This window comes from Lysinibacillus sp. NPDC097868, assembly GCF_044761135.1.
In the GTDB taxonomy this organism is placed as follows: Bacteria; Bacillota; Bacilli; order Bacillales_A; family Planococcaceae; genus Lysinibacillus.
The window spans coordinates 63,684-89,508 of record NZ_JBIWBS010000008.1 but is presented as its reverse complement, the minus strand read 5'-3'; the positions used below and the strand labels follow the sequence as shown (position 1 = coordinate 89,508).

Annotated in this window: 26 protein-coding genes; 4 read left to right on the top strand and 22 right to left on the bottom strand. The window is 36.2% G+C overall.

Annotation, left to right across the window (positions count from 1 at the left end; translation table 11 throughout):
- Window positions 1-2 precede the first annotated feature (2 nt).
- The 21 genes from ACIQXJ_RS23090 to ACIQXJ_RS22990 all read right to left on the bottom strand — a co-directional run bounded on the left by ACIQXJ_RS23090 (window position 3) and on the right by ACIQXJ_RS22990 (window position 18,951).
- On the bottom strand, window positions 3-1,046 hold the full coding sequence (locus tag ACIQXJ_RS23090; protein WP_403058206.1) for a hypothetical protein: 1,044 nt from the start codon (window positions 1,044-1,046) through the stop codon (window positions 3-5).
- Window positions 1,046-2,200: a LegC family aminotransferase gene (locus ACIQXJ_RS23085; RefSeq protein WP_403058203.1), complete on the bottom strand. Its 1,155-nt coding sequence runs from the start codon at window positions 2,198-2,200 to the stop codon at window positions 1,046-1,048. The genes ACIQXJ_RS23090 and ACIQXJ_RS23085 overlap by 1 nt, the downstream gene beginning before the upstream one ends.
- Window positions 2,197-3,207 carry an NAD-dependent 4,6-dehydratase LegB gene (locus ACIQXJ_RS23080; RefSeq protein ID WP_403058200.1) on the bottom strand — a complete coding sequence of 337 codons (1,011 nt, stop codon included), beginning with the start codon at window positions 3,205-3,207 and terminating at the stop codon, window positions 2,197-2,199. The genes ACIQXJ_RS23085 and ACIQXJ_RS23080 overlap by 4 nt, the downstream gene beginning before the upstream one ends.
- Before the next feature lie 5 nt (window positions 3,208-3,212).
- The gene (locus tag ACIQXJ_RS23075; RefSeq protein WP_403058197.1) at window positions 3,213-4,409 is read right to left on the bottom strand and encodes a motility associated factor glycosyltransferase family protein; all 1,197 of its coding nucleotides are present in this window, start codon (window positions 4,407-4,409) and stop codon (window positions 3,213-3,215) included.
- Between the two features lie 10 nt (window positions 4,410-4,419).
- Window positions 4,420-4,764, bottom strand: a complete 345-nt coding sequence (locus tag ACIQXJ_RS23070) for a DUF8042 domain-containing protein (protein WP_403058194.1) — start codon at window positions 4,762-4,764, stop codon at window positions 4,420-4,422.
- Complete coding sequence (locus ACIQXJ_RS23065) at window positions 4,754-6,469, bottom strand: motility associated factor glycosyltransferase family protein (RefSeq protein WP_403058191.1); 1,716 nt, start codon at window positions 6,467-6,469, stop codon at window positions 4,754-4,756. The genes ACIQXJ_RS23070 and ACIQXJ_RS23065 overlap by 11 nt, the downstream gene beginning before the upstream one ends.
- Window positions 6,470-6,701: 232 nt before the next feature.
- A complete protein-coding gene (gene hag, locus ACIQXJ_RS23060; RefSeq protein WP_403058188.1) occupies window positions 6,702-7,514 on the bottom strand; it encodes a flagellin Hag in 813 nt (270 codons plus the stop codon).
- A gap of 197 nt (window positions 7,515-7,711) precedes the next feature.
- A complete protein-coding gene (gene csrA / locus ACIQXJ_RS23055; RefSeq protein ID WP_403058185.1) occupies window positions 7,712-7,930 on the bottom strand; it encodes a carbon storage regulator CsrA in 219 nt (72 codons plus the stop codon).
- Window positions 7,930-8,373 (bottom strand): flagellar assembly protein FliW, encoded by a 444-nt coding sequence (fliW, locus tag ACIQXJ_RS23050; RefSeq protein ID WP_403058182.1) that lies wholly within the window; start codon window positions 8,371-8,373, stop codon window positions 7,930-7,932. Before fliW ends, csrA begins: the two co-directional genes overlap by 1 nt.
- 18 nt (window positions 8,374-8,391) lie before the next feature.
- Window positions 8,392-8,955, bottom strand: a complete 564-nt coding sequence (locus ACIQXJ_RS23045) for a DUF6470 family protein (RefSeq protein ID WP_403058179.1) — start codon at window positions 8,953-8,955, stop codon at window positions 8,392-8,394.
- 78 nt (window positions 8,956-9,033) lie between these two features.
- Window positions 9,034-9,948, bottom strand: coding sequence for a flagellar hook-associated protein FlgL (flgL, locus tag ACIQXJ_RS23040; protein WP_403058176.1), 915 nt, complete (start codon window positions 9,946-9,948; stop codon window positions 9,034-9,036).
- A gap of 45 nt (window positions 9,949-9,993) precedes the next feature.
- On the bottom strand, window positions 9,994-11,541 hold the full coding sequence (flgK, locus tag ACIQXJ_RS23035) for a flagellar hook-associated protein FlgK (protein WP_403058173.1): 1,548 nt from the start codon (window positions 11,539-11,541) through the stop codon (window positions 9,994-9,996).
- Window positions 11,542-11,574: 33 nt separating this feature from the next.
- Complete coding sequence (locus ACIQXJ_RS23030; protein ID WP_403058170.1) at window positions 11,575-12,075, bottom strand: flagellar protein FlgN; 501 nt, start codon at window positions 12,073-12,075, stop codon at window positions 11,575-11,577.
- 26 nt (window positions 12,076-12,101) lie between these two features.
- The gene (flgM, locus tag ACIQXJ_RS23025) at window positions 12,102-12,362 is read right to left on the bottom strand and encodes a flagellar biosynthesis anti-sigma factor FlgM (protein WP_173479684.1); all 261 of its coding nucleotides are present in this window, start codon (window positions 12,360-12,362) and stop codon (window positions 12,102-12,104) included.
- Window positions 12,363-12,613: 251 nt separating this feature from the next.
- Window positions 12,614-13,027 (bottom strand): TIGR03826 family flagellar region protein, encoded by a 414-nt coding sequence (locus tag ACIQXJ_RS23020; protein ID WP_173479685.1) that lies wholly within the window; start codon window positions 13,025-13,027, stop codon window positions 12,614-12,616.
- Between the two features lie 84 nt (window positions 13,028-13,111).
- Window positions 13,112-13,702 carry a ComF family protein gene (locus ACIQXJ_RS23015; protein WP_403058167.1) on the bottom strand — a complete coding sequence of 197 codons (591 nt, stop codon included), beginning with the start codon at window positions 13,700-13,702 and terminating at the stop codon, window positions 13,112-13,114.
- A complete protein-coding gene (locus tag ACIQXJ_RS23010; protein ID WP_403058164.1) occupies window positions 13,699-15,060 on the bottom strand; it encodes an ATP-dependent helicase ComFA in 1,362 nt (453 codons plus the stop codon). The genes ACIQXJ_RS23015 and ACIQXJ_RS23010 overlap by 4 nt, the downstream gene beginning before the upstream one ends.
- A 278-nt stretch (window positions 15,061-15,338) precedes the next feature.
- Window positions 15,339-16,181 carry a DegV family protein gene (locus ACIQXJ_RS23005; protein ID WP_403058161.1) on the bottom strand — a complete coding sequence of 281 codons (843 nt, stop codon included), beginning with the start codon at window positions 16,179-16,181 and terminating at the stop codon, window positions 15,339-15,341.
- Between the two features lie 158 nt (window positions 16,182-16,339).
- On the bottom strand, window positions 16,340-16,888 hold the full coding sequence (locus ACIQXJ_RS23000) for a DUF4440 domain-containing protein (protein ID WP_403058158.1): 549 nt from the start codon (window positions 16,886-16,888) through the stop codon (window positions 16,340-16,342).
- 199 nt (window positions 16,889-17,087) lie between these two features.
- Window positions 17,088-17,762 (bottom strand): response regulator, encoded by a 675-nt coding sequence (locus tag ACIQXJ_RS22995; RefSeq protein ID WP_173479690.1) that lies wholly within the window; start codon window positions 17,760-17,762, stop codon window positions 17,088-17,090.
- Window positions 17,763-17,802: 40 nt separating this feature from the next.
- Window positions 17,803-18,951 (bottom strand): sensor histidine kinase, encoded by a 1,149-nt coding sequence (locus tag ACIQXJ_RS22990; protein WP_401014157.1) that lies wholly within the window; start codon window positions 18,949-18,951, stop codon window positions 17,803-17,805.
- A 165-nt stretch (window positions 18,952-19,116) separates the two neighbouring features.
- Here ACIQXJ_RS22990 and ACIQXJ_RS22985 point away from each other — a divergent pair, with 165 nt between their 5' ends.
- Window positions 19,117-19,752 (top strand): YigZ family protein, encoded by a 636-nt coding sequence (locus tag ACIQXJ_RS22985; protein WP_403058155.1) that lies wholly within the window; start codon window positions 19,117-19,119, stop codon window positions 19,750-19,752.
- A 145-nt stretch (window positions 19,753-19,897) separates the two neighbouring features.
- Complete coding sequence (locus ACIQXJ_RS22980) at window positions 19,898-20,953, top strand: LCP family protein (protein WP_403058152.1); 1,056 nt, start codon at window positions 19,898-19,900, stop codon at window positions 20,951-20,953.
- Between the two features lie 318 nt (window positions 20,954-21,271).
- Here the strand turns inward: ACIQXJ_RS22980 and ACIQXJ_RS22975 are convergent, their stop codons facing one another.
- Complete coding sequence (locus ACIQXJ_RS22975; protein ID WP_403058149.1) at window positions 21,272-22,315, bottom strand: glycosyltransferase family 4 protein; 1,044 nt, start codon at window positions 22,313-22,315, stop codon at window positions 21,272-21,274.
- A 225-nt stretch (window positions 22,316-22,540) separates the two neighbouring features.
- On the opposite strand from ACIQXJ_RS22975, the gene secA2 reads away from it, so the two are divergent.
- Window positions 22,541-24,904 (top strand): accessory Sec system translocase SecA2, encoded by a 2,364-nt coding sequence (secA2, locus tag ACIQXJ_RS22970; protein WP_403058146.1) that lies wholly within the window; start codon window positions 22,541-22,543, stop codon window positions 24,902-24,904.
- Window positions 24,904-25,803: an accessory Sec system S-layer assembly protein gene (locus tag ACIQXJ_RS22965; RefSeq protein ID WP_403058143.1), complete on the top strand. Its 900-nt coding sequence runs from the start codon at window positions 24,904-24,906 to the stop codon at window positions 25,801-25,803. The genes secA2 and ACIQXJ_RS22965 overlap by 1 nt, the downstream gene beginning before the upstream one ends.
- The last annotated feature ends 22 nt before the right edge of the window (window positions 25,804-25,825 follow it).

The window sequence follows — 25,825 nt, the reverse complement described above, 5'->3', positions numbered from 1 at the left end:
CTCTATCTTCTAATTAGATTTGGTCTATCTTGATCTCCATCTGCCTTAAAAAACTTTGTGCTAGGCAGTTTATAATGTACCCATATATCCACATTTGATTGTAAAAAAGGTTCGAAGTAATTAGGAATTACATTAGTATCTAGTTCATTTTTTAAAACGAACCCCGCATTTGTGATATACTGATTTTCGAAGCCATAAACATAAAAATCAATATATTCTATATTTCTATCTTCTATTAAACACACAAATTCATTATATAATCCTTCGAAGAGGCTTTCTTCACCCAAATAATCCATTATTCGAAGCACTTTTGATCCATTATGAATAACTTCTCTACAAACTAGTATTGCACCTACTTCATTTCTTTCATCTGTAACTCCATAAACCTCATAAGTATAATACGGATGTTCAAAATAGCGTTTATTAAAATACCAATTATCCTTATATGGAATTGTATTTAATTTTTCAATATCAAATTCGCTTTTTAAATCTTCTATTGAGTTCAATCTTACAATTTTCGATTTTCTTGTTGTATTATGATTCAAGTTAGGTAGCTCATTGACTATAGCTATTTTATATTCCTCTATATTATTGTTTAAAAAATAGAAATGTTGCATTTTATCAACTTTTTCTTTAAAAAACATCTTTCTTAATGGGACAGTCGTTTTAGGATTTGCACCGTTACCAATTTGAGTACGACATTTTGTTATTTCCACTACTCGTTTTGCTAACTCAATACCTAAAAAAGGAATATTATTACGTACCTCCACTACTTTCCACATACTACCCCAAATATCTTTTTTATTTAAATCAGCAGTTTGTGAGCAATTTAAAAACCCAAAAATCCCTTCTAATAACCCTGAGTTACGATCAATAGCTAGTACAAAATTAACATCTTCACCATTCACATATTCATATTCAAATAACGTTTGATCTATCGCCATAATGTGTCCTTCACGCCAATGATCGTTTAAAAATGTCATAATCATTTTGATATCGGCATATTTGGCTAAACGTATTTCATATCTTTCATCAAATTTATTCATTATTTCACCTCAAATGGTGTACTTGGAATATTAATAATCGTTTGTTTTAATAGCTCTGTTACACTAAGACACATTTTGGGGCACTCTTTATATATTTCTAGCATGTGTAATGGCTGCCAAATAGGCCGACTCATTATTCCATTATCATTTAAAATTGTAAGAATTTCATCTCGGTCCAATGTTTCATCTAAAATTAATGTTTGTAGCCAGTAATTGCTTTTACAATAGTTTGGCTCTGTAAATAATCTAACTCCATCTAAATCTTGTACTAAATCCATATATATCTTTGTAAGCTGACGTTTTTGTTCGATAAATTCAATCATCTTCTCAAGTTGTGCACATCCCAGTGCTGCATTTATATTTGGCATTCGATAATTAAAGCCAACTTCATCATGTCTATACTCCCATTTATGGGGTATTTTCGCTGTAGTCGTTAAGTGTTTGGCATAATCCGCAATCTCATCATCATCTGTTAGAATCGCACCACCACCACCAGTAGTAATAATTTTATTACCGTTAAAGCTCATCGCACTTACTTTTCCAAAACTACCTGTATGTTTCCCTTTATAATAACTACCTAATGATTCTGCGGCATCCTCGATAAGCACAAGATTGAATTTCTTACATACTTCAATTAGTTCATCCATCATACAAGGATGTCCGAATGTATGCATCGGTACGAGAGCTTTAATTCGGCGATTTGTTTCTTTATTATATAAATCTCCATTTCTCATCTCAGCAAGCTGCTCTAAATATCGGTCAAGTTTAACTGGATCGACACCTAATGTATCTTCATTTACATCGACAAAATGAGGTATTGCTTTTAAATATGATACCGCATTCGCTGTGGCGATAAAGGTAAGTGATGGCATAAGTACTTCATCATTTTCCTCTACCCCAGCTACCTTTAAAGCTATATGAAGTGCTGCTGTACCGTTAACAACAGCAACCGCTCGCTTTACACCGACAAATTTAGCTAAATCCTCCTCAAAACGATTAACATAAGCGCCAACTGAAGAAACCCAACCTGTTTTTATACAATCCGTGACATATTCAACTTCTTTATCATTGAATGTAGGCTCATGTAAAGGCACAAATTCTTTTCCATAAAACTGCTTTACATTATCTGCAAATTCCAACCATTGCGTATTCATATATTATAAACATCTGCCTTATATTGAGATAAGTTCTTAGGATTTGTAAACCATTCTATTGTTTCTTCAAGACCTCTACGGAAACCATCTTTGCCACCATATTGTGGCTCCCAACCAAGTAGTTCCTTCGCCTTTTTATTCTCAGCCCAAAGACGTTCGACTTCACTTTTTTCAGGACGTAGGCGTTGTTCATCTGTTTCAATCTTTAAATTTACACCCATAATATCTGCAATCATTTCTGCAGTTTCACCAATTGAAACCTCATAGTTTGACCCGATATTAATGACTTCACCGATTGATTTAGTAGATTCCATAACAGATATAAAACCGTTAACAGTATCTTTTACATAGTTAAAATCGCGTGTAGGGCTTACTGCTCCCAGCTTTATGTTCGTTTTGCCACTTGCCAGTTGACTAATAATCGTCGGTATAACCGCCCGTGCAGATTGGCGTGGTCCATATGTATTAAACGGACGAATAATAGATACAGGTGTATCAAATGAGCGATAAAATGATAAAGCCATTTGATCAGCGCCTATTTTTGATGCAGAATATGGCGATTGTCCTTGTAATGGATGCTCTTCATCGATTGGTACATATAACGCTGTTCCATATACTTCACTTGTAGAAGTATGAACTACCTTTTCTACACCTAACTCTTTCGCTGCTTGTACAACATTTAATGTCCCTGTTACATTTGTATCTACATAAGTTGCAGGAGAATGGTAGGAATACGGAATTGCAATTAGCGCTGCTAAATTCAGGACATGCGTACAACCCTTCATTGCTTCTTTTACACCATAAGGATCACGGATATCTCCTGAAAACACATCCAATGATGATTTAATTTCAGATGAAGACTGATCTAACCAGCCCCATGAATTAAATGAATTATAATAAACAAATGCACGAACATCATAGCCTTGTCGTACTAATGTTTCTGTTAAATGTGAGCCAATGAAGCCATCAGCACCAGTTACTAATATTTTCGATCTCAATTTTTTCATCCTTTTTAATAATTATTACAGACAATTTCTTCAAAAACCTCTTTATCTATTAATGAAACATGATCTATTTTTGCACCTTTTTCTGCTGTATTATAAACATTAAGCTCAGTGTCTTTCATTTTCTCATTAAACCATTGTAAAAAAATCTGAAACATAGCGTGAGTGTTAATGACACTGCCATCATTTGCAATAATTTTGCGGAATCTGTTTGTGGAACTCTCAAATACTGAATTAGTAAAATCAGCATGTGTTTTATCATTTTCAAAACCTAAGTCTACTCCAAACAAAATTACATTTTTATAACCTAATGCTTCTATTAAGCTTAGTGTAGCAGTTGCAACTGATCCTCCGGTCTCTATCATTGGATAATTATATTTTTTCGCTAGTTCTTCTGCTGCCGTGTACCCTTTCTGGTACATTATATAACGAGGTCCCTCATGCAATTTAACACAACTATGATTTGCCGTACTCAAATAGTATAAATCTCCAGTAAAACCACTATTATCAATTTGTGATTTTATCACCTCATTTGCATCTGTTAAAACAATAGCACTAGGAATAATTTCATTCATTAATAGCTTTTTTAACACTGCCCCTACTGCAAAAATATCTATTTTTTCTTGATATAATTTTAGCCAATTTATTGTTTTGTCTAATGATGGCCCTGCCGCTACTAGGCAAACTACTTTTTCTTGCTGCATCTCAATAAACGAAGCATCACCTAACAAACTATTTAATTGGAAATTTTCCTGCATTTTATCAGCATTTTTTTTGTAAGAATTTTGTGTAATTTTTATAACTTCTAATGAATTAAATAAAGGATGTGTTTCTCCAATTGCAGTCAACCAACTATTAGGAAAGAGCACTTGAAATGATTTAAAGTCCAACCCCTTTAAAGTATTGACTATTTGAATATTATCTTTTTTCCACCAATCATCGCTGTTATTTTTCTTAAACAATAATAATTCTTCTAGATTAAAATAATATACAATAATTTTCTTATTTCTCGCATAATTAAGTAATGATTTCAAATGGTAGCCTAGTCCTAATCCAATTAGCAAATAATTATCTACTTTCAAATCTATTTCAGCTTTTATCCATTTCTCAACACTCTCAAAAGGTCGATAAGTACTATAAATAGAAATGTCATTTAGCTTTAACGTTTTTTCATTATTTTTTGCAAGTTTTACTTCCCATTTCATAACCATTGTACTATATGTTCAATGTCGCTTGTTTCGATTCGCTAAAGAATGGTACTATTTCATATTCAAATAAATCCGCGACCAATAAGTAATCTTTATTTTCTAATCCTTCATTTATTTCGATAAAAAACTCTTTAATTTTATCGATATCCATTTCAACTTTCACTCCGCCTTTATTTAATAACTTATTTGCTTCCGTAATCCAAATAACCCCTTCAGAAAAATTACTAATAGCCTGTAATGCATCAGTAATATTATCTTTTCTTAAATTATTTGCAATATATTCCGAACCAAATGGAATTTTCCCTAAATACTCGTTATAACTTTCTAACACTTCTAAAATTTCATTTTCCATAATTCCCATCCTTATCTAAATAATTTTCTGCTTCTTTAGTTGCTTCTATTGTATAAAGCTTAGATTTTTCAATAACCTCTAGTAGTCTAGTATATAGCTCTAAATTTTGATTATAAATCCTTTTATAACTTTCTTCTGGTTTTTCATTTGGTACTTGTTCATAATTTCTTAAAACATCAATAGTAATTGGACCAGTAATATATTCAATTGAAAGCTCAATAAACGCTTTCTTTAATTTAGCGTCTATCTTATCAAGACCTCTCAGTACTTTTTTATCAAAATTAACCGATGATCTGTTTGTTTTTAAAAAAATAATGGCATTTTTGATTTCTTTAATCACTTCATCATATATTTTTATATTTTGATCCATTATACTGTAAAAAGTTTTATCATCCGATTTCCTTCTTGTAATTTCCACTTCAATATCTATTACATTGTTTCTATCAACAAATTTTTCAACAAAAGTTCGAAAAGGCAATTGCTCTATTCCTTCAATTTTCACTCCACCTTCAGTACAGTTATAAATTTCATTATCATTATTGTTATGATAGTGCAGCATTTCAAAGCTTTTTTTCATTGATAGAAAAGAGTAATCTGTCAAAACTTTGTCCCCATAATAGCCCTCTAATTCAAATGATCGTCTTTCTTTTTTGATTTCATCACTAATTTCAATATAATGTTTATTACTTTCATCATGTGACTTATTGTCCGTATATGCTAAATCTTGTCCGATCATAGCAATTGGTCCAGTAGTAATATAATTTGCTATTGAATAACAAAAATTAGCCACTGACCCTCCCCCAAGAATTAATGGTAAGTTATAACCGAACATTTTTTTAATTTGCTCTCTATACTCAACGTCATTAGCATCAACAAATGCATACTTTTCATTTTTATATTCATATTGAATTTTGTAATTACTTGTAATTGCAAAAAGCAATTTTGATTTTATTTCACCAATATTCTTAAAATGGTTATAATTAGCTAATGAGCCATCGATAGTAACAATATAATCAGGTTCAATTTCATTTTTTAATAACGAATTTACTGTTGATCCTGCAGCAATTAAAATCACATTCTTTTCTATTTCTTTTAATAATGGCAGTTGTTTAGTTAATGAAGGACCCCCTGCTGCAATTATCACTGGGCAAGTATAATACTTATTCAATATTTCTAATGACATCCCTGTATAAACGTTAACTAAATTATGAATTGAATTTTCTTGCCATGAATCAGCAAAATATCTCACTGTATTTTCATTTACTAAATTAATCATTTGTACGTTTTTAATTATTTGTAAAACCATTTTATATTCTTTTGGAAATAATTTCTCGTAATTCGGAGAACACACTACTTTTACTTTTTTACTTAAGTGAGGTAACTGATTTGCAATATAGGTTTCAATTTCTTTTTCGTCTATTTTCTCAATGACATGATGTGACTTATCATCATGTTCTATTAACGAAAATATTGGATCAATAATTACTAGCTTAGATGGATTATCGATTCTCTCTAATAATGCATCTTTAATATAGCCTAATCCAAAACCAAATAATACATAAGCAAAATTCGGTTCGAACTCTTTTTCTACTATTCTATCTGCTTCTTTTATTGGATCATACTTACTATGTAGTAATAGCCCATCCACAATTACTGTTTTTACATTAATTTTCGATGATAAATATTCAATATTATGTTTTCCCAAAACCTTCACCTCAAATTTTATATCGTCATTTTTGAGAAAATATGAACAATGTAAGTACGTCTTTTACTAACACTCTAGATTTTTCATTCGTTATTGAAAATTCAACGAAGTCAGAACCTAAAATACTTTCTTAATTGATTTTAACTAGGCCATCTTAAAACCTATAGATAAGAGTAGAGGGGTTTCAAAAACAAAAAAAAAGAGAGGAATTGTCCTCTCTTTTTTTTGTTTTTTATTGTAGTAATTGAAGAACACCTTGTGGTTGTTGGTTAGCTTGCGCTAGCATAGATTGTGCAGCTTGCATTAAGATGTTGTTCTTCGTGAAGCCCATCATCTCTTTTGCCATATCTGTATCACGGATACGTGATTCAGCAGCAGTTAAGTTTTCAGAAGTTGCACCTAAGTTATTGATTGTGTGCTCTAGACGATTTTGAACAGCACCTAAATCAGAACGTGTAGCTGATACTGTTTTTAATGCATCATTGATTTTTGTGATTGCATTATCAGCAGCAGATTGTTTAGAAATATCAATATTTTTAACTTTTAGTGCAGATGCACCCATGTCAGCAACTGAAAGCTTAATATTTTGTTTCTCATTAGCCCCAATATGGAATACTTTACCTTTGAATGAACCATTAAGAAGTTTTTGAGTGTTAAATTCAGTATCTGTAGAAATACGTGTAATTTCTTCAGATAATGCATTAATTTCTTTTTGAATATCATTACGGTCAGCAGATACGTTTGTATCGTTTGAAGATTGAACTGCTAATTCACGCATACGTTGTAGGATAGAGTGTGTTTCGTTAAGTGCACCCTCAGCAGTTTGGATTAAAGAGATTGAATCTTGAGCGTTTTTAGTTGCCATGTCAAGACCACGGATTTGTCCGCGCATTTTTTCAGAGATTGCTAAACCAGCAGCGTCATCGCCAGCACGGTTGATTTTGTAACCAGAAGATAACTTCTCAAGGTTTTTTGAAGCTTCAGTGTTGTTGAAAGCTAGGTTACGGTGTGTGTTTAAAGCTGAAATATTGTGTTGAATTCTCATTTGGAATTCCTCCTTGAATGTTTGTTTTGTTATTCCACATCCGTGTGGAATATTGTCGGTTTAGGTTGTATGTATGTACTTCCCTTACCCTACAATCTATATATCGTTAGTAGTTGGAAAAGTTTAATAGTTTTTTAAAAGTTTTTTTATTTTTTATGTAATAGATTTTAAGTTTGCATTTACCATTAATATAGTAACTATTTTCTCTTTAGATGTTCTAAAAAATTCGCTGAAGAGGAAAGTGCTTCTTTATTTTGTGCTTGGATTGCTTCAAAAACTTCAGAACGGTGTACTTTTACTGTTTTCGGGGCAACTATACCAAGTTTAATTTGGTCACCATCAACAGCTAATATTTTTATTTCGATTTGATCGCCTATCATAATAGACTCATCTTTTTTGCGTGAAAGTACTAGCATTATTTCGCACTTCCTTCCAATGGCAGCATTGGATAACGTAATGGAAAGGCTTTGCTATCTTGGAGAACGATTTGCTTGCCTCGTTTTTTAGCAATATTTAAAATAACGGGTGCTAACAAGTTAATCGTAGAGTCTTGGAATGTCTCTTTCATTGTGACAATGGCGTATGGAAGGACATCTTCTTGTTTTTCAATTTGTAATTGCTCGCGATCCTCTTCGCTAATATCAAAGCTATAATCTTTTTTGAATGCAAATGGATAGGCAACGACAAAGCCGATTTCGACATGCTGAACAGACTGAAGTAATGCAAGGGGCAAGTCTGCATCAATTGGAAGCAATACGAACTCTTTTTCTTCTTCTAATCCTAATAAGCCATGTTCAAATGTCAGGATATCTTGTTCAACGATTTCGACTTCTCCTAAAAATTTAGTAGCAATTTTCATATTTTCGGGTGCACTCCTTTAAACGATGACATCAATGTCAACGTCTGGTCTTTGTATCATTGTACCAGTTACTTTACCTGGTGTGTATTCATGGATGGGTTTGTTCACTTGTGCGTCAATTATTGGTTCTCTTCGTTGAATATTGACGTCAGTTGTACCTGGTGTGTAGTCAATTTTAACAGATCCAACAGATGGTACAAATTTCACATTAAATTGAACACGGTGGGGGCCATGATTTTGTTTAGCAATATTTTGGATAGTTGCTCTCCCCTGATCCTTGCCAGCTGCCTCCATCATTTGTCGGCCTTCTCTTGCTCTTCGTGCCATACCCTTGATTGCCTCTTGCTTACCTTTTTGCGCATAATTTGCACTTGATTCTAATGGTCCAATTAAGCCTAAGTCACGTCTTGCTTGGGATGAATCAATTTTCAAGACACCACGTGTTGTATTAATATCAAGTATTGCAGCAGGCTGTTCAAACTGCTGCGTAGCATTTGGCTGTTTAATGTATTGCTGTGGTTTGGAAATATTAAGGTCAATTTGTGCATCTGTTGTGCGGATTTGGATTTGCGGGAGTCTCATGTACATCTCTCCTTTCAAGAAAAGCGTCTGAACAAAATGTTCAAACGCTTGGATTTATTAGCGGAAAAATCAATTGTATTATCTAATAAAATCTACTAAAGATTGTTGAATTATTTTAGCGCCAACAGATAATGCTGCCTGATGAATTGATTCTGATGTTACCATTTCTGTAATAGCTTTTGAATAATCAACGTCTTCGTTATTCGATAATTGCTTCGTTACGCTAACTTCACGAATAGATAAACGGTTTTCCATTAATTCCACACGATTTTGGCGTGCACCAATGTCCGCCTGCGTTTCGAGAATTTTATTGTGCATTGTTGTAATGTCATCGTCAGTGCTTGTACTTGTAACACCACCTAATGTTGAGCTGATTTCGTCACTTGTAGCAAGTGGAATTCTATTCGGGTCTAGAACATCTGAAATTTTGCCCATCATATCATCAACACTTTTAAATAAATCCATGCCAGCAGTATTCACTGTCATCTGAATACCATCATATACTTCAATCTTTACATCTTCAGAATTGACATTTGCATTGTTAAGTGTGCCATTTATAAATAATGGTTGACCTGTTTTTGTACCACTGAAAATATAGCGATCTCCCACTTTTGTGTTCGCTACATCTTGAATTTGTTTACGAATTTGGTCGATTTCAGCTTTCGCTTTCGCTCGCTCATCTGGTGTATTTGTATCATTCGCAGCTTGAATTACAAGCTCACGAACTCGCTTCATCTGCTCGCCTACTTGATTTAACGATTCGTCAGATGTATCTAGCCAGTTGTTCACTTCATTCATATTACGTGTGTACTGTTCAACTTGCCCTAGATCACGTCGATAGCCCATCCCTTTAACTGCTACTACAGGGTCGTCTGAAGGTCTCGTTATTTTAGAGCCTGAAGTGATTTGATCTTGTAGCTTCGACATTTTTCCGTAGCTATTATTTAAGTTTAGAAGCATGTTATTCGATAACATGGATTGTGTTACGCGCATGTTTGTAAAAGCTCCTTCCTTTAGTCATACTCAATTAGTTTTTATTTAAATTCCTACTCGGCCCATGCCATTAATGATTTTGTCTAATGTTTCATCGATAACGGTAATCATACGTGCATTTGCGTTATACGCTTGTTGGAATGTAATCATATTCGTCATTTCTTCATCAAGTGATACAGAAGTGATCGAAGCACGGCTGTTGCCGATTGTCACAAGAAGTGTTTCTGAAGTTCCGTTTAAGCGCGCTGCTTCCTCCCCATCGACACCGAGCTTACCAATGATTCCTTGATAGAATGAGTTAAATGTTGCACCATCTAAATTTGCTTGAACTTTTGATTGGATATTTGAAAGCTCAAGTGCCCATTTGCCGTTTCCTTCTTCATTTGGCTTGCTCGAAGCAGCCAATTTTGAAGAATCCTTCAAAAGGTCAGCATTGACTTTAATATTTCCTGCTGACATCGGTTTTGTATTATCAATTGGTTCAAAGAAATCGATTGTGCTTTGAGCACCAGTTAAATCATACCCCTGCTTATGCATCGCATTGAAGACATTTGCAAATTCAGAGGCAAGTTTATCAAGGCTAGCCATCGTTTCTGGATAATAGCCTTTAACATCGGCCCCATCTTGATATCCATAAGAGTTGATCAATGATAATAATTTACCTTTGCCAGGCTCTAACTGGTCATATGTAATCGTTCCTGAATCTGCTGTACCTGTGCCAGTTACATTGATGCTCGTAAATACTTTTGATAAATCCGTTCCATCAATTTGTGTAGTTCCACTATTTACTTCAATGCTCGCAGCATCTTTACCATTCACTAATTTAATAGCTGTGTTTGTGCCATATGGCTTAAATGTAATAGTTACACTGCCTTCAGCTACACTAGAAGCAAGTCCACCAGAAGGTACACGTTCAACTGAGACTGGGATGTAACTATTTAATTCATCGATTAACACATCGCGAGCATCATATAAATCATTTGGTACATGACCATTTGGCTCAACCTCTTGCACTTGCTTATTAATAGAAGCAATTTGCTTTAGTAAGGAGTTGATGCGATTTGTCGAAACACTAATTTCGTTACCTAAGTTGCCTTGAATTGTTTTTAATTGCGTATCGATATAATTAAATGATTGTGCTAAATGGTTGGCACGTTCAATGGCTACTTTACGTGATGCCGCGTTTTCCGGACCGGTACTAACATCTTGCAGACCTTTCCAGAACTGTTCTAAGGCTGCGTTTAAACCGTACTGCGAAGGTTCGTCCATTATATCTTCCATTTGGGATATTGCATTTGAACGTGATTCCCAATAACCTAGCTTATTTGTTTCCTGACGGTATTGACGGTCAATAAATTCATCGCGAATACGTTGAATGGAACCTGTCTCTACCCCTGTTCCCATATGTCCAGGGTAATTTGGCGTGTTTAAGCCTGCCGTTGGAAAACCTGGCGTAGCTTGCATGTTTACTCGTTGGCGTGAGTAACCAAGTGTGTTTGCATTTGAAATATTATGACCTGTTGTATATAAAGCAGATTGCTGTGTAAATAAACCGCTTCTACTTGTTTCTAAGCCCATAAATGTTGAGCGCATCTTTATTCCTCCCTTTAGTAACGATTAAAAGAACTATGCTTGAGAATCGAAGTACGATTTTTTTGCGACTGTGTTTGTACCACGTACCTCACGACCAGAGTAATTCATTTGCTCTGGTTGGGGACGTAGCGCATCTAATGTAAGATTGACAAATTGTAATGATTGGAATACCAATTTTTGATTGAGTTCGTTTTGTTTGCGTAAATCATTGATGATTAGCATTAGTCGATTGCGAACAGCTGAAAGTGCTTCTTTTTCAGCTTCTTGTTCAGCAGCCTCGATGACATCAGCAACAGACATTGTGTCAGTTGAAGCAATTCCTTTTGCTCCAAGGTATTCGGTTACCTGTACCTGACGCTGTTGCTCGAGCTTATCAATGGCCGCTACATGTGCCTGCTCATCCTTGAGCATTTGGTCTAGTGCTTCGATATCGCCAGCTTTAATAATTTCTGTTTTTCTAAAGGCTAGTTCGAGTAAGCTTTTATGCATTCTCTCTAATATTGTTAATGTAGAACAAATTGTTTCTACAGTCATATTACTAAGCACCCTTTCTGTATTTCCTAGAAACGATAATATTTCAGCATATCTTCAGCAACTTTGCGAGCATTGACCTTGTATTCGCCAGAATCGATATCTGCCTTTAATTGTTGCACGCGTTCAGCTCGTTCAGTACTGTACGTCGTTACACCTTGCATTTCTTGCGCCGCTTTTGAAATTTCAATTTTGTCAGCAAATGACGCTTTGTTGTCGCCAGATTTGACATTGCGTACTTGATTTTTATATGCGTTAACAGCATTAACACCATACGATGTGATTTTCATGTTCATCCCCCTATCTTAAAAGCTTATCTTACTATTATTTCGGATTGTCTCCAACAATGTTAAGTTTTCAAATATAAAAAAGTGTGCTAATTTTGTTTAAAATTAACACACTTTCGCTTATCAACCATCTTTAAGGTGTATAATTTAACTTCGTCATTTTGAATATCCTGCTTGCTGATTCGCATGAGCATTGAACATGTGTAAGTGAAGGAAGCTAAACTCTAGTGTAAAAAACAACACGTGCCATCTTGTTATTTTTTACGTTCAGCATGATATGTTACGCGATCATGCTCAGCTACACTTTCACGGAACTCCTTAGCTGCCTCAAATGTGCGAAGATCTGACTTTAATTCATCTTGGCATTTTGTACACAGTTTCCCTGTTGTCGTTAAATGACCGCAGTTATCGCATGGATAGCCTAAGTTCGGGAACATTGCAGGCTGTAAACGACCTTTACGAACCCATTTATATAATAGCTCCTCTTCAGCACCAGTTGCCTCCACAATTCGTTCTACTGTAGCCGCACGGTTTTCACGCTTTCTTAAAAAACGATAAACAATTTGATATAATTCCTCTTCTGATTGTGCGCATTTATGACATACGTCTCTGACCCCAGTATAATTAAAAAACTCATTACATTTTGGACAATTTCGAACCTCAGCCATCTCTTCTTCCTCCTCTTGCATGATCACTATTTAATTACACGAATCCTAAATTCGTAATCTATTATACATGATGTATTAGCATTTTCATCCATTAATTAATGTGAAGGTTCGAACATTTTGGGCGCCTGCTTCTAGTAAAACCTGTTTGGCATGCCGCAGTGTTGTCCCTGTAGTTTGTATATCGTCAAAAAGGAGATAATCTTTATGCTCAACTTGTGCTGCAGGCATTAGTCGAAAAAGTGGAGCTGATTTTATACGTTGCTCCCTATTTTTTGAGCTTTGTGTTTCTATAGTTGTTTTTTCTAATAGTTGTTTATAAGGAATATTAGCCGCATTTAGAAGCTCCTCCGTATGTGAGAAGGTACGTTCTTGTTGCTTAATAGGGTGCATAGGAATTGGAATAATTGTTGCTGTCTCTCGTTTAAATTGTGCATGTAACTCCTGTCGAAATACTTTAGCGAGTGCAACGTCTTGGAGAAATTTATATTGATGTAAATACTTCTTCATTGCATCGTTATATTGATAAAGTGCTGTTGCAGTAGATGAACGCTCAAATTTGGAGGCACATTTTTCACAAAGGCAAGGTGAAAAGTTGCTTATTAAAAGTGTTTTCCAGCTAGGAACGATACGCAAAGGCTGTGCACATAGTAAACAAAACATTTCTACTTTTTTCATAGCGAGAACCCTACTTTATTGTTATATACTATTTTCTCTCGTGCTTCATCCATTGCTATTGTAATGCCATGATGAAAAAACACCACATCTCCCTCTGCATAATTTTCATGCCGCCCTACTCGTCCAGCAATTTGAATCAATGCACTTGCAGTAAAAATAGTCGATTCTGCCCCAACAACAGCGACTTGTACATTTTTTATCGTAATACCTCTTTCTAATATAGTCGTCGTTAGTAACCCAGGAATTTCTTCATTACGTAGCTGAAGTACTTTCTGTTTCCTTTCTGGGTCATCAGCATGAACGGTTAAAATACTTGCATGTAGCCTTTGAAAAAGTGGCGTTGCAATTTTCAACAATTCAACTTTCGAGAAAAATATAAGAAAAGGCTCTTTTTTAGTAAGCCGCTCCTCTGTCCATTCTTTTAGCTTTCGAGGCATTTTTCCACGCTTCAAGCTTTTTTCATATCCCCATAGCGAGCTGAAGTGCGGTACTGGCAAAGGCTTGTTGTGATATCTTTTTGGAATAAATGAGCAATGATTAAACTCTTTGATTAATGACTGTGACGGTGTAGCCGTAATAAAGTAAGTTGAGGCTTTCGCAGTTTTGGCTTTTTTCACGGCTCTTGCTAATGTTTCATCGAATGAATAAGGGAAAGCATCCGCCTCATCAACAATCATCACATCAAATGCCTGTTCAAAGCGGTATAGCTGGTGAGTCGTTGCCAGTATTAGTTGCGCATAACCGTTCTGCTTCGGCGCTCCACTATAATAAGCGTGAATGACGGTTTCAGGAAAAGCCTTTTGAAAGCGTGGCAACAACTCTAGCACTACATCTGTTCGTGGCGCTGCAATACAAACGCGCATCCCTTTTTCCAGCGCATACTGTACTGGTTGAAAAAGCAGCTCTGTCTTACCAGCCCCGCACACCGCTGAAATCAAATGACATCGACCTGCTTTAACACTTTCAAGCAGCTCATTTGCCGCCTGTTGTTGAAGTTCCGTCAGTTGGCCTGCCCATTGGAGCGTATGCTGTCTTTTTCTATAAGCTTTCGGCCCTCGCCATATGATCAGTTGCGTGCAGCTACTCACTCTGCCCATACTTAGGCAATGTCTACAATACACACATTGTTGTTGGCATTTTGAGCAATCAAACATCGTAAAAAACTGTGGCTTATCATTATAGCAACGGTTACATCTTAATCGTGGTCTTGTTTGAATACCTTCTATTATATGAAGATACTTTTTATCAATAGCATACTGTATGTCATGATTAGCAAATGGTGAATGTTCCATTAACCATATACGCCCTTCATGAAAATCTCGTAAAGCAGGAGGCAACAGCCATCCTTTATATTTCATTCTAATTTGCTCCTTTCTTTTTGAGATAGTAGTTTTAAAAGGGGGTTCTGCCGGGTTATTGGCGATTTACTCGAGTTGGTCGGCGTTTTACGCGGTTTTATCGGCGATTTCAAGAGTTTTACCGGCGATTCACGGGGCTTTAGTGGCGATTCCACGACAGATAATGGCGATTTACCTAGGTTTACTGGCGATTTCCACCTCACCATGCTACCGACCAACCACCCGCCATAAACGCAATAAAAAAAGTCCCTACAACAAGTTGTAGAGACTTTTTCATATTATTTTTTTGTCCAGCCTAGTCCCATTGCGCCTTCACCTAAGTGTGTGCCAATAACTGGGCCGAAATAGCTCAATTTAAAGTTTACGTTTGGGTATGTCGCAGCGAGCTGCGCTAACCATTCCTCTGCTTCTTTTTGGCAGTTGCCGTGAATGACTACTGCATCCATCTTGTCATACTTGTTTGCATCTTCAGCTAGTAAATCTTCTGCACGCTTTAGTGCTTTTTTACGTGTGCGAATTTTTTCAAATGGTACGATTACCTTATCTACAAAATGCAAAACAGGCTTTACTTGTAATAAGCCTCCGATTAAAGCTGCTGCTGAAGAAAGACGTCCCCCACGTTGTAAGTGCACTAAGTCATCTACAATGAAGTAAGCACGAATATACTGCTTCATGTCCGCTAATGCTGCTAATATTTCTTGTGCCGAGCAACCTTCTGCCGCCATTTCAGCTGCACGTAGCACATAAAAGCCTTGAACAGCGCAAGAAATCTCGCTGTCAAATGCGTACACATCAATACCTTCCACCATTTCTCCTGCTTGGACAGCTCCTTGATATGTACCACTTATACCACTCGATAAATGAATGGAAATTACTTCGTCATAATCATTTGCCAACTCTTCAAAGAGAGAAGCAAATTCACCAATTGGTGGCTGTGTTGTTTTAGGGAATTCTTTTGCCCCACGTACTTTATCATAAAACTCAGAAGCAGTAATATCTACTTCCTCTGCGAATAATTCACCTGCGATGTTTACACTTAACGGAATCATACGAATGTTTAAGCGCGCGCGTTCTTCTCGCGTAATGTATGCAGTACTGTCTGTTACGATTGCCGTCCTCATTCATGTCCACTCTCCTATGTTCCAAGTTTACCTCAAAAAGAAATGAATGTGAATTGAATTACGACCTAACGTAATTGCATCAGGATTGAACCGCTGTTCAAACGATGACGTCCACTTCACATTCATTTTCTATGTATAGTAAAGGGAAAGATTCCCCTTTATTGATTGCCCGTGCTAGATTTGGAGTCATCGCCAATATAAAAGACGCTCGTCACTTTCCAAGCTCCATCCTCTTTCACAAATACCGTAACTTGTCGCCCGGCACTTTCGTGTTCTACATTGGTCTCAAGTTGGAGTGAATGCGTTGTCACATTGGCAAATACTTGAGCTTCTTCCTGTTCATACTTCGCAATAGTCACATTTGCAACATCGCGTTTCGTATCGGATTGATCAAATACTTTCTCTGCAAATACTTTATCTTCATCATAGTTAAATCCTTTTGGGTTCTTAGATATCGTACTCATATAACGATGAATGTCTTTATCATTGAATGCGGCAATATATTCATCGAACGCCGCTATAATTGCTTTTTCCTCATTTGCTGGTACATTCGTTGCTTTTTCGACTTCTCCACCCATCATTTCAAAGCCTACTGTACCATCTTCAATAACCTTTTCACGTTCTTTAGCAGTTAAATCTTCATCTTTATTGCCACAGGCAGTTAACACTAATAAGGTTAAAACTGCTAGAATACTTTTCTTTAACATCATAAAACCTCCCGCGCAATATTGTAGCATATAAATGCATTAGTAGGAATTTTGTTGCGCATTTTCTACTTTTAGGTGCTTATATCATTCTTAAGACGTCTTTTAATTTAAAATGTTGCACAACAAAAAAACTGCCTTAAAAACTACTTTATTTGTTAAAGTAGCTTTTAAAAACAGCTTTGAATTCTATACTATGCAGTTATCGTACTTCAACCCAACCATTTTTGATGGCAGTTACTACGGCCTGCGTACGGTCGTTTACGTTCATTTTTTGTAAAATGCTTGAAACGTGGTTTTTAACCGTTTTTTCCGAAATAAACAGTGTCTCACCGATTGTACGGTTAGATTGGCCATCTGTTAGTAATTGTAGTACTTCACATTCACGTTTTGTTAGCAAATGGAATGGACGACGAATTTCTGTTTGGTGGAAATTACCTTTGTTTTCATGTTCAGAAAGGCGACGGAATTCTGCTACTAAATTTTTTGTTACTTTTGGATGTAAATAAGAGCCGCCATTTGCCACTACTTTAATCGCTTCTACGATTTCGTCAGCATCCATCTCTTTTAGCATATAGCCAAGTGCACCTGATTTTAGTGCATGTGTTACATATGTTTCGTCATCATGGATAGATAGCATGATTACTTTTGCATCTGGAAATTCTGCAATTAAATCAGCTGTTGCCTCTACACCATTTTTTCCTGGCATATTGATGTCCATTAAAACAACATCTGGTTGATTTTCTGCGTATAAGTTTACAACATCTGTGCCATCGTCACCTTCTGCAATTACATCAAACGTATCTTCAAAATCTAAGATGCGTTTAACTCCTTCGCGGAATAGCTGGTGATCGTCTACAATAATAATCTTCGTCATTAGTCTTTACCCCCTAAAATTCTGCAACACATTTCTTTCTTTAATCTACTTCTAACGGAATTTTAAATAATACCGTGGTGCCACGATTTATCTCACTTTCAATTGAGATTGTACCATTTAATATTTCAATTCGTTCTTTCATTCCTAAAATACCAAAGGAATGATCTTTTACGACTTTCTGGTCGAATCCAACGCCATCATCTTTCACGACAATATTTACCGCATTGTTCAACCATTCAAGCTTTACCCAAATATCCTTACATTTCCCGTGTTTCATAGCATTTGTTACACATTCCTGCACTAATCGGAAAATGGATACCTCATAATTTGATGGAATACGTTGTTCTGTGCTTCTTGACTGAAAATGGATTTCAACACCAGGATTGTATTCGGTCACAGTCGACAAATATTTCTTTAATGTCGGTACTATTCCCAAATCATCTAGCGCCATAGGACGTAAATCATAAATAATACGTCGCACTTCTGATAGCGCATTGCGCACTGTTTTCTTTAAATCAGCAATTTCAGCCAAAGCATATTCAATGCCCTTCTCACGATACGTTCTTTCAATTAAGTCCGTACGCATTAAGACATTGGCCAACATTTGGGCAGGTCCATCATGAATCTCTCTTGATAAACGTTTTCGCTCTTCTTCTTGCGCTGCGATTATTCGTATACCAAAATCTTGCTTCATTTTCGCTTGTTCAAGCGCTAACCCAACATTTTTCAAATCAGAAGTTAAATAATTTAAAATAACATTTACTTGATTGACAATATGATCAGCACGTTCAATTGTATCGAGTAATCCTCTTAGACGTCGCTCTAAATCATCTCTTTTGTCGCGAAGTTGCTTTTCTTGTGTTCTAATGACAGAGAGCTTCAATTGAAAATCATGGGCCGTTTCATATGCATCTCTAACTTGTTCTTCGGTATAATTATCAAAAGCTTTACTCACTAACACAAGTCTTTGCTTAGCAAGTTGCGTGCTTTTTTCTAAAGCATCGCCTTCATCGATGACAGTTGAAATCTGTTTTCGAACAATTTCTAGCTCTTGTTGCATATCTTCAAAGCTTCTACGGCTTTGTTCACTTATAATGAAAATATCGTCTTTAGAGCTCATTATTGTTTCTAACATTCGATTAAATACGTCATCAAGCGACTTTAAATCGAAGGTATCATTTGAAAACATAGTGTACTCCCCAGTCTAATGTCCTTATTACCACATAGTATTTTGAAAGACCAATTTCATAGAATCTAAGTCTAAACCTATTATAGCATCACAATGATAAAAATTAATGCTTTTTCTTTATGAAATTTATAGCATACAACCCTACATTAAAGGAGAATGACACATATGAGAGATAACTATTTAACTGTAAAAGGCTATGGAGAAAGTGAAATCATAATTTCTAAATCTCGCTTTCTCACTTATATAGAACGCGCTGAAAGCGAAGAGGATGCAATGATGTTTATTGAGCGCATAAAAAAAATGCATCATAATGCGACACATAATTGCTCTGCTTATATAATCGGGGAGCATGATCATATTCAAAAGGCAAATGATGATGGGGAACCTAGCGGCACGGCAGGCGTCCCTATGTTAGAGGTATTAAAAAAACAAGGCTTAAAAGATACGGTCGTTGTCGTCACACGCTACTTTGGTGGCATTAAATTGGGCGGTGGCGGTCTTATTCGTGCGTACGGTAAGGCAACAACAGAGGGATTACTCGCTGCACAAGTTGTCGAACGCAAGCTACATCATCTAATGAAAATTGAAATCGACTACACCTGGCTCGGAAAAGTAGAAAATGAGATTCGTAACTCCGCTTACTCATTAGAGGAAATTCGCTACTTGGAAGGTGTCGAAATCATTGTTTCCGTGTTAAAAGAGGAAGAAAATCAATTTATTAATTGGATTACAGAACTTACAAATGGACAAGCATCCATCTCATTCGAGAGCGCGCAATTTATCGAATTTATTGTGAAATAAATAGTTTTAATTGTCTAATGCTGAAGGTCCATAGTATAATTTTAATATTGAGCTAACTTACTCAGTTTCGCCACTATGCTAATTTGAATAAATTTTAGTTCAATCACGTAATTATTCCCAAAATCAAGAGGAGAATATACCAGACATGAAAAGAACGAATGTAAAAAGGAAAAAGAGGTCTTCTAAAGCTTCTTTCATTATAAAAGTAGCATTACTACTTGTTGCTAGTTTCCTAATTTGCGTTACGGCCTACGGAGTCTATATTACAAAGCAAGCCGAACACGCTGCAAACTCAGCACATGAAGAATTAGAAGGTCGCGATGTTTCTACACTAAGAGAAGAAAAAGTAGAACCAGTTCATGATAATGTTTCTATTTTATTTGTAGGTGTTGATGATAGTGAAAATCGTGGACAAGGTTCTGATCACTCACGTTCAGATGCACTGATTTTAGCTACATTAAACAACAATACAAAAACGATTAAAATGTTAAGCATCCCTCGTGATTCTTACGTTTATATTCCTACAGTAGGCTATAAAGATAAAATCACACATGCACATGCTTTAGGTGGTACGCTGGCAACAATTGAAACGGTTGAAGGACTTCTAGATATTCCAATCGACTACTATGTGCGCATGAACTTTAATGCATTTATTGATGTTGTCGACGCATTAGGTGGCATTGAAGCAGAAGTACCATATGCTCTACATGAAAAAGATGAATTTGATCGTAATACGATTAATCTAAAACCAGGTTTACAACATTTAAATGGTAGTCAAGCACTTGCACTAGCACGTACACGTAAACAAGATAATGATATCCAACGTGGTATTCGACAACAAGAAATTCTAACAGCTATTACAAATAAAGTAGCTTCAGTCGGTTCGATTACAAAGTATGACGATGTCATTAAAGCAATTGGCGATAATATGAAAACAAATATGACATTTAGTGAAATGAAATCATTCCTGTCTTATTTAACACAAGGTAAACCACGCATCGATTCGTTAACTTTAGATGGTAGCGATGATATGTCGACAGGCACTTACTATTATCAATTAGACCAACAATCAGTTGATGATGTGTCACAAATTCTTAAAAACCATCTTGCTTTAAAATCTTCTTCTACTTTAACAAATAATAATACAGATAAAGATAATGCAGCTGGCGACGACAGTTCGACTAACGAGTCAGCACAATAAAGTTTTTGAAAAACAACCAGTTGCCGGTATTTAACCGGTGACTGGTTGTTTTTTTGTCTGCTCATGATTAAGAGTCATACGATACAATGGAGATGATTCCGCGCTTCACGGTATTGATTCCGCGCTTCGGCATCGTTTTTCCGCGTTTCACGAGATTAATTCCGCGCTTTAGGACCATATTTCCGCGAAGCAACCAGGTTTTTCCGCGATAGCGATACATGAAAAAATCTCCACAAAAAAGACTGAAGACAAACTCAAAATCCCTTTGAGTTTGTCTTCAGTCTGAGCAACCATACTACAGTATGGTTGGTTCTAATGTTATTTATTAAAAATCCGCATGAAATTTAATAGCGGTTTATAGTTTTTGCCGGCAAGTCCTATGATCTCGACGAAAATTTCAATGGCAATTAAAATAACTGTAATAAGCAAAATTGCTCCCCATAATTTAGCCATTGAGAAGATAATAGCAGCTAAGCCGAACATCATCGCAATGCCATAAATAATAAGTACTGTTTGACGATGTGTAAAGCCCATATCCAATAATCGATGATGTAAATGCGATTTATCTGGATCTGACCATTTTTTCTTCATACGTAAGCGACGAACAATTGCAAAGAATGTATCAGAAATCGGTACACCTAGCATAATAACTGGGATAATTAACGAAATGATCGTAAAGTTTTTATATCCTAATAATGCTAATACAGAAATCATAAATCCTAAAAATAGTGCCCCAGTATCTCCCATGAAGATTTTTGCTGGATGGAAGTTATAAAATAGGAAACCAATTGTCGCTGCAGCTAAAATTGCTGCAAAGGCTAATACGAACATATCGCCCATTATAAATGCCATACCTGATAATGTGATTAGTGCAATAGAAGAAACACCTGCAGCTAAACCGTCTAAGCCATCAATTAAGTTAATCGCATTTGTAATACCAACAATCCATAATATAGTAAATGGAATACTTAAGAAACCGAAATCTAATTGCCCACCAAATGGCAAGTTAATAAAATCAATTTGAATACCGCCTACAAAAATAACGATAAGGGCAGCAACAACTTGGCCAAGCATTTTTGCCTTTGCGGAAATTTCGCGCATATCATCAATGACACCAGTTGCTACAATAATACAAGCTCCGATAATAATCGCTAAACTATTTTCACCTTGTGGCTGTAAGAACGCCAACCCTATTAAAAACGCAAGGAAAATCGCCAGACCACCAAGCCTTGGCATTATGCGTGCATGTACTTTTCGATAGTTTGGCGCGTCAACGGCACCTATTCTAAACGCCAAACGTTTAACTAGTGGAGTTAACAAAATGGAAGCAACGAATGCTGCTATTAAAGACACGTAAAGCATGTCTCTCCCCCTCAAAAAAATAATCTACATTTGAATCCAATTTGATTATAGCATGAACAAGCTCTGAAATATACTTTTTCTATTCATTTTCCACGATTTCACAATTTACATTTTTCTCTATTATTCTACTTGTATTACTTAATGTCAAATGTAGTCATCATTCGTAAAATTTGATAGAATAATGAGGTGTCTAGCATTTAGACAACTTTAAAGGAGCGTAAATTCATGTTCTCAATTTTTAAACGCAACAACGAGCAAACAAGTGCTCGTCAATTAAAACGCTACTATAAAATAGTAGAGCAAATTAATCATTTAGAAGAAAAATATGTCAACAAGTCAGATGCTGAATTAAGAGAGATGACTTTTATTTTCAAGGATCGCTTAGAACAAGGCGAACCAATAACATCAATTATTCCAGACGCATTTGCTGTTGTACGCGAAGCCTCAAAGCGTGTTTTAGGTATGCGTCATTTTGATGTACAGCTGATTGGTGGTCTTGTATTAACAGAAGGCAATATTGCTGAAATGCCTACAGGTGAAGGTAAAACACTTGTCGCTTCACTGCCCTCTTATGTTCGCGCATTAGAAGGTAAAGGTGTTCATGTCATTACAGTAAATGACTATTTAGCTAAACGTGACTTTGAGCTTGTTGGTCAAATTCACCGTTTCCTAGGTTTAACAGTCGGTTTAAATATACCGATGATGGAGCCAACTGAAAAAAAGGCAGCTTATAACGCAGATATTACGTACGGTGTTGGTACAGAATTTGGTTTCGACTATTTACGTGACAATATGGCACATAGCTTAGCCGATAAAGTGCAACGTGCTTATCATTTCGCCATCATCGATGAAGTCGATAGTGTGCTTATTGACGAAGCAAAAACACCATTAATTATTGCTGGTAAAATGCCTGCAAACGATGAATTACACCGCATTGCAGCAATGCTAGCAAAACGCTTTAAAGCTGAAGAAGACTATGATTTCGATGATGAAACAAAGGCAACTTCATTAACAGATAAAGGCATTGAAAAAGTAGAGGCTGCATTCGATGTTGATAATTTATACGATTTAGAACATCAAACGCTTTATCACTATGTGATCCAAGCTGTACGTGCACATGTCATGTTCCAGCGTGACGTTGATTATATCGTTAAAGAAGATAAAATCGAGCTTGTTGACATGTTCACAGGTCGTATTTTAGAAGGTCGCTCTCTTTCTGATGGCTTACACCAAGCAATCGAAGCAAAAGAAGGCGTAACGATTACGGAAGAAAATAAAGCACAAGCACAAATTACAATTCAAAACTATTTCCGTATGTATCCGAAGCTTTCTGGGATGACAGGTACAGCGAAAACACAGGAAAAAGAAATTCGTGAAGTGTATGGCATGGAAGTTATTCAAATTCCAACAAACCGTCCACGTCAACGTGTTGACCAGCCTGATATGATTTTCAAAACGCAAGCAGCCAAATATAAATTCGTTGCTGCTGAAGCGAAACGACGCCATGCAAAAGGTCAGCCAGTGTTAATCGGGACAACATCCATTCTACAATCCGAAACGGTTGCAGATCATTTAAAAAAAGAGGGATTAAAGTTCCAATTGTTAAATGCTAAAACGGTTGAACAAGAAGTTGAACTTATCTCTCAAGCAGGTCAAAAAGGTCGTATTACCGTTGCTACAAATATGGCTGGTCGTGGTACAGATATCGTGCTAGGCGACGATGTCCATGAACTTGGTGGACTTTATGTTATCGGTACCGAGAAGCATGAAAGCCGACGCGTTGATAATCAGCTGCGTGGTCGCTCTGGCCGTCAAGGTGACGTAGGCGAAAGTCGCTTCATTCTCTCTATTGAAGATGATATGTTCCGCCGCTATGCAAAAGAAGAGGTTGAAAAATTCTCTGCAAAAATGGTTGTAGATGAAAATGATGTCATTCAAAACAAAGATGTACAAGAGCTAATCAATCGTACACAGCGTATTGTTGAAGGCTCACAATATGGCATGCGCGAGTACAATTTAAAATTAGACGATGTTATTAATGATCAACGTACTGTTATTTATGGTTTACGTGACAAAATTTTAGCTGGCGAGGATTTAATGGGTGAGCTGAAAAAAATGTTGAGCGAAACGGTCGATTTCGCAGTGCGCGATGCTGCGCCTGAAGAGCTCCCTTCTGTAGAATGGGCTTATGATCAAATGGAAAAATCACTTAATTCGTTATTCATCACTCCTGTTACGATTGATCGTGAAGTAGGCAAAGTGAAACAAATTTTAACTGATGTACAGCCTTCTGAACAAGAACTCCTTGATCATATGCAAAAATTCGCAGAAAATGAGCAAGTAATGGCTGTTATTCCACAAGTTATGTTGAGCTATTTAGATAGTGGCTGGGTGAAGCATTTAGAATCCATGGCTCACTTAAAAGAAGGTATTGGCTTACGTCATTACCAACAGGAAGATCCAATGCGCATTTATCAACGTGAAGGACTTGAATTATTCGGCAAGAACTTCCAAGAATTACGCCGTTCTATTATTATCGAAATTACAGGCTTCATGAAAATGGTTGAAGGACAACAGGAGGTACAATAATGGGCTTATTTTCATTTTTTAAGAAATCAGACAAAATCGTACAAGAGAACACAATTGACTCTAAAGATTTACTAGGTAAAGCTTCTACGAATAAAGGTGACAATCGTGATGTGGTGACGAAACTTTCATTCCACCCTGAATGGGATGTACCACAGGAGCAAAAATACATTTTTAACTTCCTAGCAAATGAGCTAGAGCCATTAAAACCAAATCAATTATCGCTATCTTCTATTAGTATTGAAGATGAGCCACGTACAGGTAAATGGCTTGTTCGCGCATTTTTCCGTTCTTCATTAGCTGAAGCGATTGAGCTTGGTGAAATTGAATTATTCATTATGGATAAAAATGATGAGCTTATAGCATCTAAAAAATTCGATTTTAAAGCACTTGGCACAATTCCAGCTGAAAGTGCACGTCCATGGGTATTTGAATTTGAAAAATCAACTATTAAAGTTGACGAAGTGCCAGAAGACGGTTGGAAAATTGCCTTTAACCTTGTCTCATTACGAGGTCACCAATTAGAATTAGACCCTTCATGGGAGCAACAGTTACCAGCAGCACAAAAGGAAGAACTTGCAAAAATCGTCAATACATTACCAAAATTAGGCGAAACGGAAGTTAACTTCACTGGTCTACAAGCAAAACTTGCTGATAACGGTAACCTGAATGTTTCGATCTTTATCCGTAATGGTCACAACAAAGCGATTAATCTAGAGCAATTACCATTAGAAATTATCGATGCAACAGGTAAACAAATTGCAAAAGGTTCATTTACAATGGATCCAATCCTAACTGTCCAACCGAACTCAACAAAACCTTGGACATTCATCTTCCCAGCTGAACTTGTTGATGCTCAACAAGCTGATCTTTCTCGCTGGACAGCACGTGTAACACAATAATATTAACAAAATCCTTCTTTCT

Coding starts and splice junctions, on each gene's coding strand:
- ACIQXJ_RS23090 (WP_403058206.1), bottom strand. CDS start 1,046: ATGAATAAATTTGATGAAAGATATGAAATACGTTTAGCCAAATATGCC.
- ACIQXJ_RS23085 (WP_403058203.1), bottom strand. CDS start 2,200: ATGAATACGCAATGGTTGGAATTTGCAGATAATGTAAAGCAGTTTTAT.
- ACIQXJ_RS23080 (WP_403058200.1), bottom strand. CDS start 3,207: ATGAAAAAATTGAGATCGAAAATATTAGTAACTGGTGCTGATGGCTTC.
- ACIQXJ_RS23075 (WP_403058197.1), bottom strand. CDS start 4,409: ATGAAATGGGAAGTAAAACTTGCAAAAAATAATGAAAAAACGTTAAAG.
- ACIQXJ_RS23070 (WP_403058194.1), bottom strand. CDS start 4,764: ATGGAAAATGAAATTTTAGAAGTGTTAGAAAGTTATAACGAGTATTTA.
- hag (WP_403058188.1), bottom strand. CDS start 7,514: ATGAGAATTCAACACAATATTTCAGCTTTAAACACACACCGTAACCTA.
- csrA (WP_403058185.1), bottom strand. CDS start 7,930: ATGCTAGTACTTTCACGCAAAAAAGATGAGTCTATTATGATAGGCGAT.
- fliW (WP_403058182.1), bottom strand. CDS start 8,373: ATGAAAATTGCTACTAAATTTTTAGGAGAAGTCGAAATCGTTGAACAA.
- ACIQXJ_RS23045 (WP_403058179.1), bottom strand. CDS start 8,955: ATGAGACTCCCGCAAATCCAAATCCGCACAACAGATGCACAAATTGAC.
- flgL (WP_403058176.1), bottom strand. CDS start 9,948: ATGCGCGTAACACAATCCATGTTATCGAATAACATGCTTCTAAACTTA.
- flgK (WP_403058173.1), bottom strand. CDS start 11,541: ATGCGCTCAACATTTATGGGCTTAGAAACAAGTAGAAGCGGTTTATTT.
- ACIQXJ_RS23030 (WP_403058170.1), bottom strand. CDS start 12,075: ATGACTGTAGAAACAATTTGTTCTACATTAACAATATTAGAGAGAATG.
- flgM (WP_173479684.1), bottom strand. CDS start 12,362: ATGAAAATCACATCGTATGGTGTTAATGCTGTTAACGCATATAAAAAT.
- ACIQXJ_RS23020 (WP_173479685.1), bottom strand. CDS start 13,027: ATGGCTGAGGTTCGAAATTGTCCAAAATGTAATGAGTTTTTTAATTAT.
- ACIQXJ_RS23015 (WP_403058167.1), bottom strand. CDS start 13,702: ATGAAAAAAGTAGAAATGTTTTGTTTACTATGTGCACAGCCTTTGCGT.
- ACIQXJ_RS23010 (WP_403058164.1), bottom strand. CDS start 15,060: ATGAAATATAAAGGATGGCTGTTGCCTCCTGCTTTACGAGATTTTCAT.
- ACIQXJ_RS23005 (WP_403058161.1), bottom strand. CDS start 16,181: ATGAGGACGGCAATCGTAACAGACAGTACTGCATACATTACGCGAGAA.
- ACIQXJ_RS23000 (WP_403058158.1), bottom strand. CDS start 16,888: ATGTTAAAGAAAAGTATTCTAGCAGTTTTAACCTTATTAGTGTTAACT.
- ACIQXJ_RS22995 (WP_173479690.1), bottom strand. CDS start 17,762: ATGACGAAGATTATTATTGTAGACGATCACCAGCTATTCCGCGAAGGA.
- ACIQXJ_RS22990 (WP_401014157.1), bottom strand. CDS start 18,951: ATGTTTTCAAATGATACCTTCGATTTAAAGTCGCTTGATGACGTATTT.
- ACIQXJ_RS22985 (WP_403058155.1), top strand. CDS start 19,117: ATGAGAGATAACTATTTAACTGTAAAAGGCTATGGAGAAAGTGAAATC.
- ACIQXJ_RS22980 (WP_403058152.1), top strand. CDS start 19,898: ATGAAAAGAACGAATGTAAAAAGGAAAAAGAGGTCTTCTAAAGCTTCT.
- ACIQXJ_RS22975 (WP_403058149.1), bottom strand. CDS start 22,315: ATGCTTTACGTGTCTTTAATAGCAGCATTCGTTGCTTCCATTTTGTTA.
- secA2 (WP_403058146.1), top strand. CDS start 22,541: ATGTTCTCAATTTTTAAACGCAACAACGAGCAAACAAGTGCTCGTCAA.
- ACIQXJ_RS22965 (WP_403058143.1), top strand. CDS start 24,904: ATGGGCTTATTTTCATTTTTTAAGAAATCAGACAAAATCGTACAAGAG.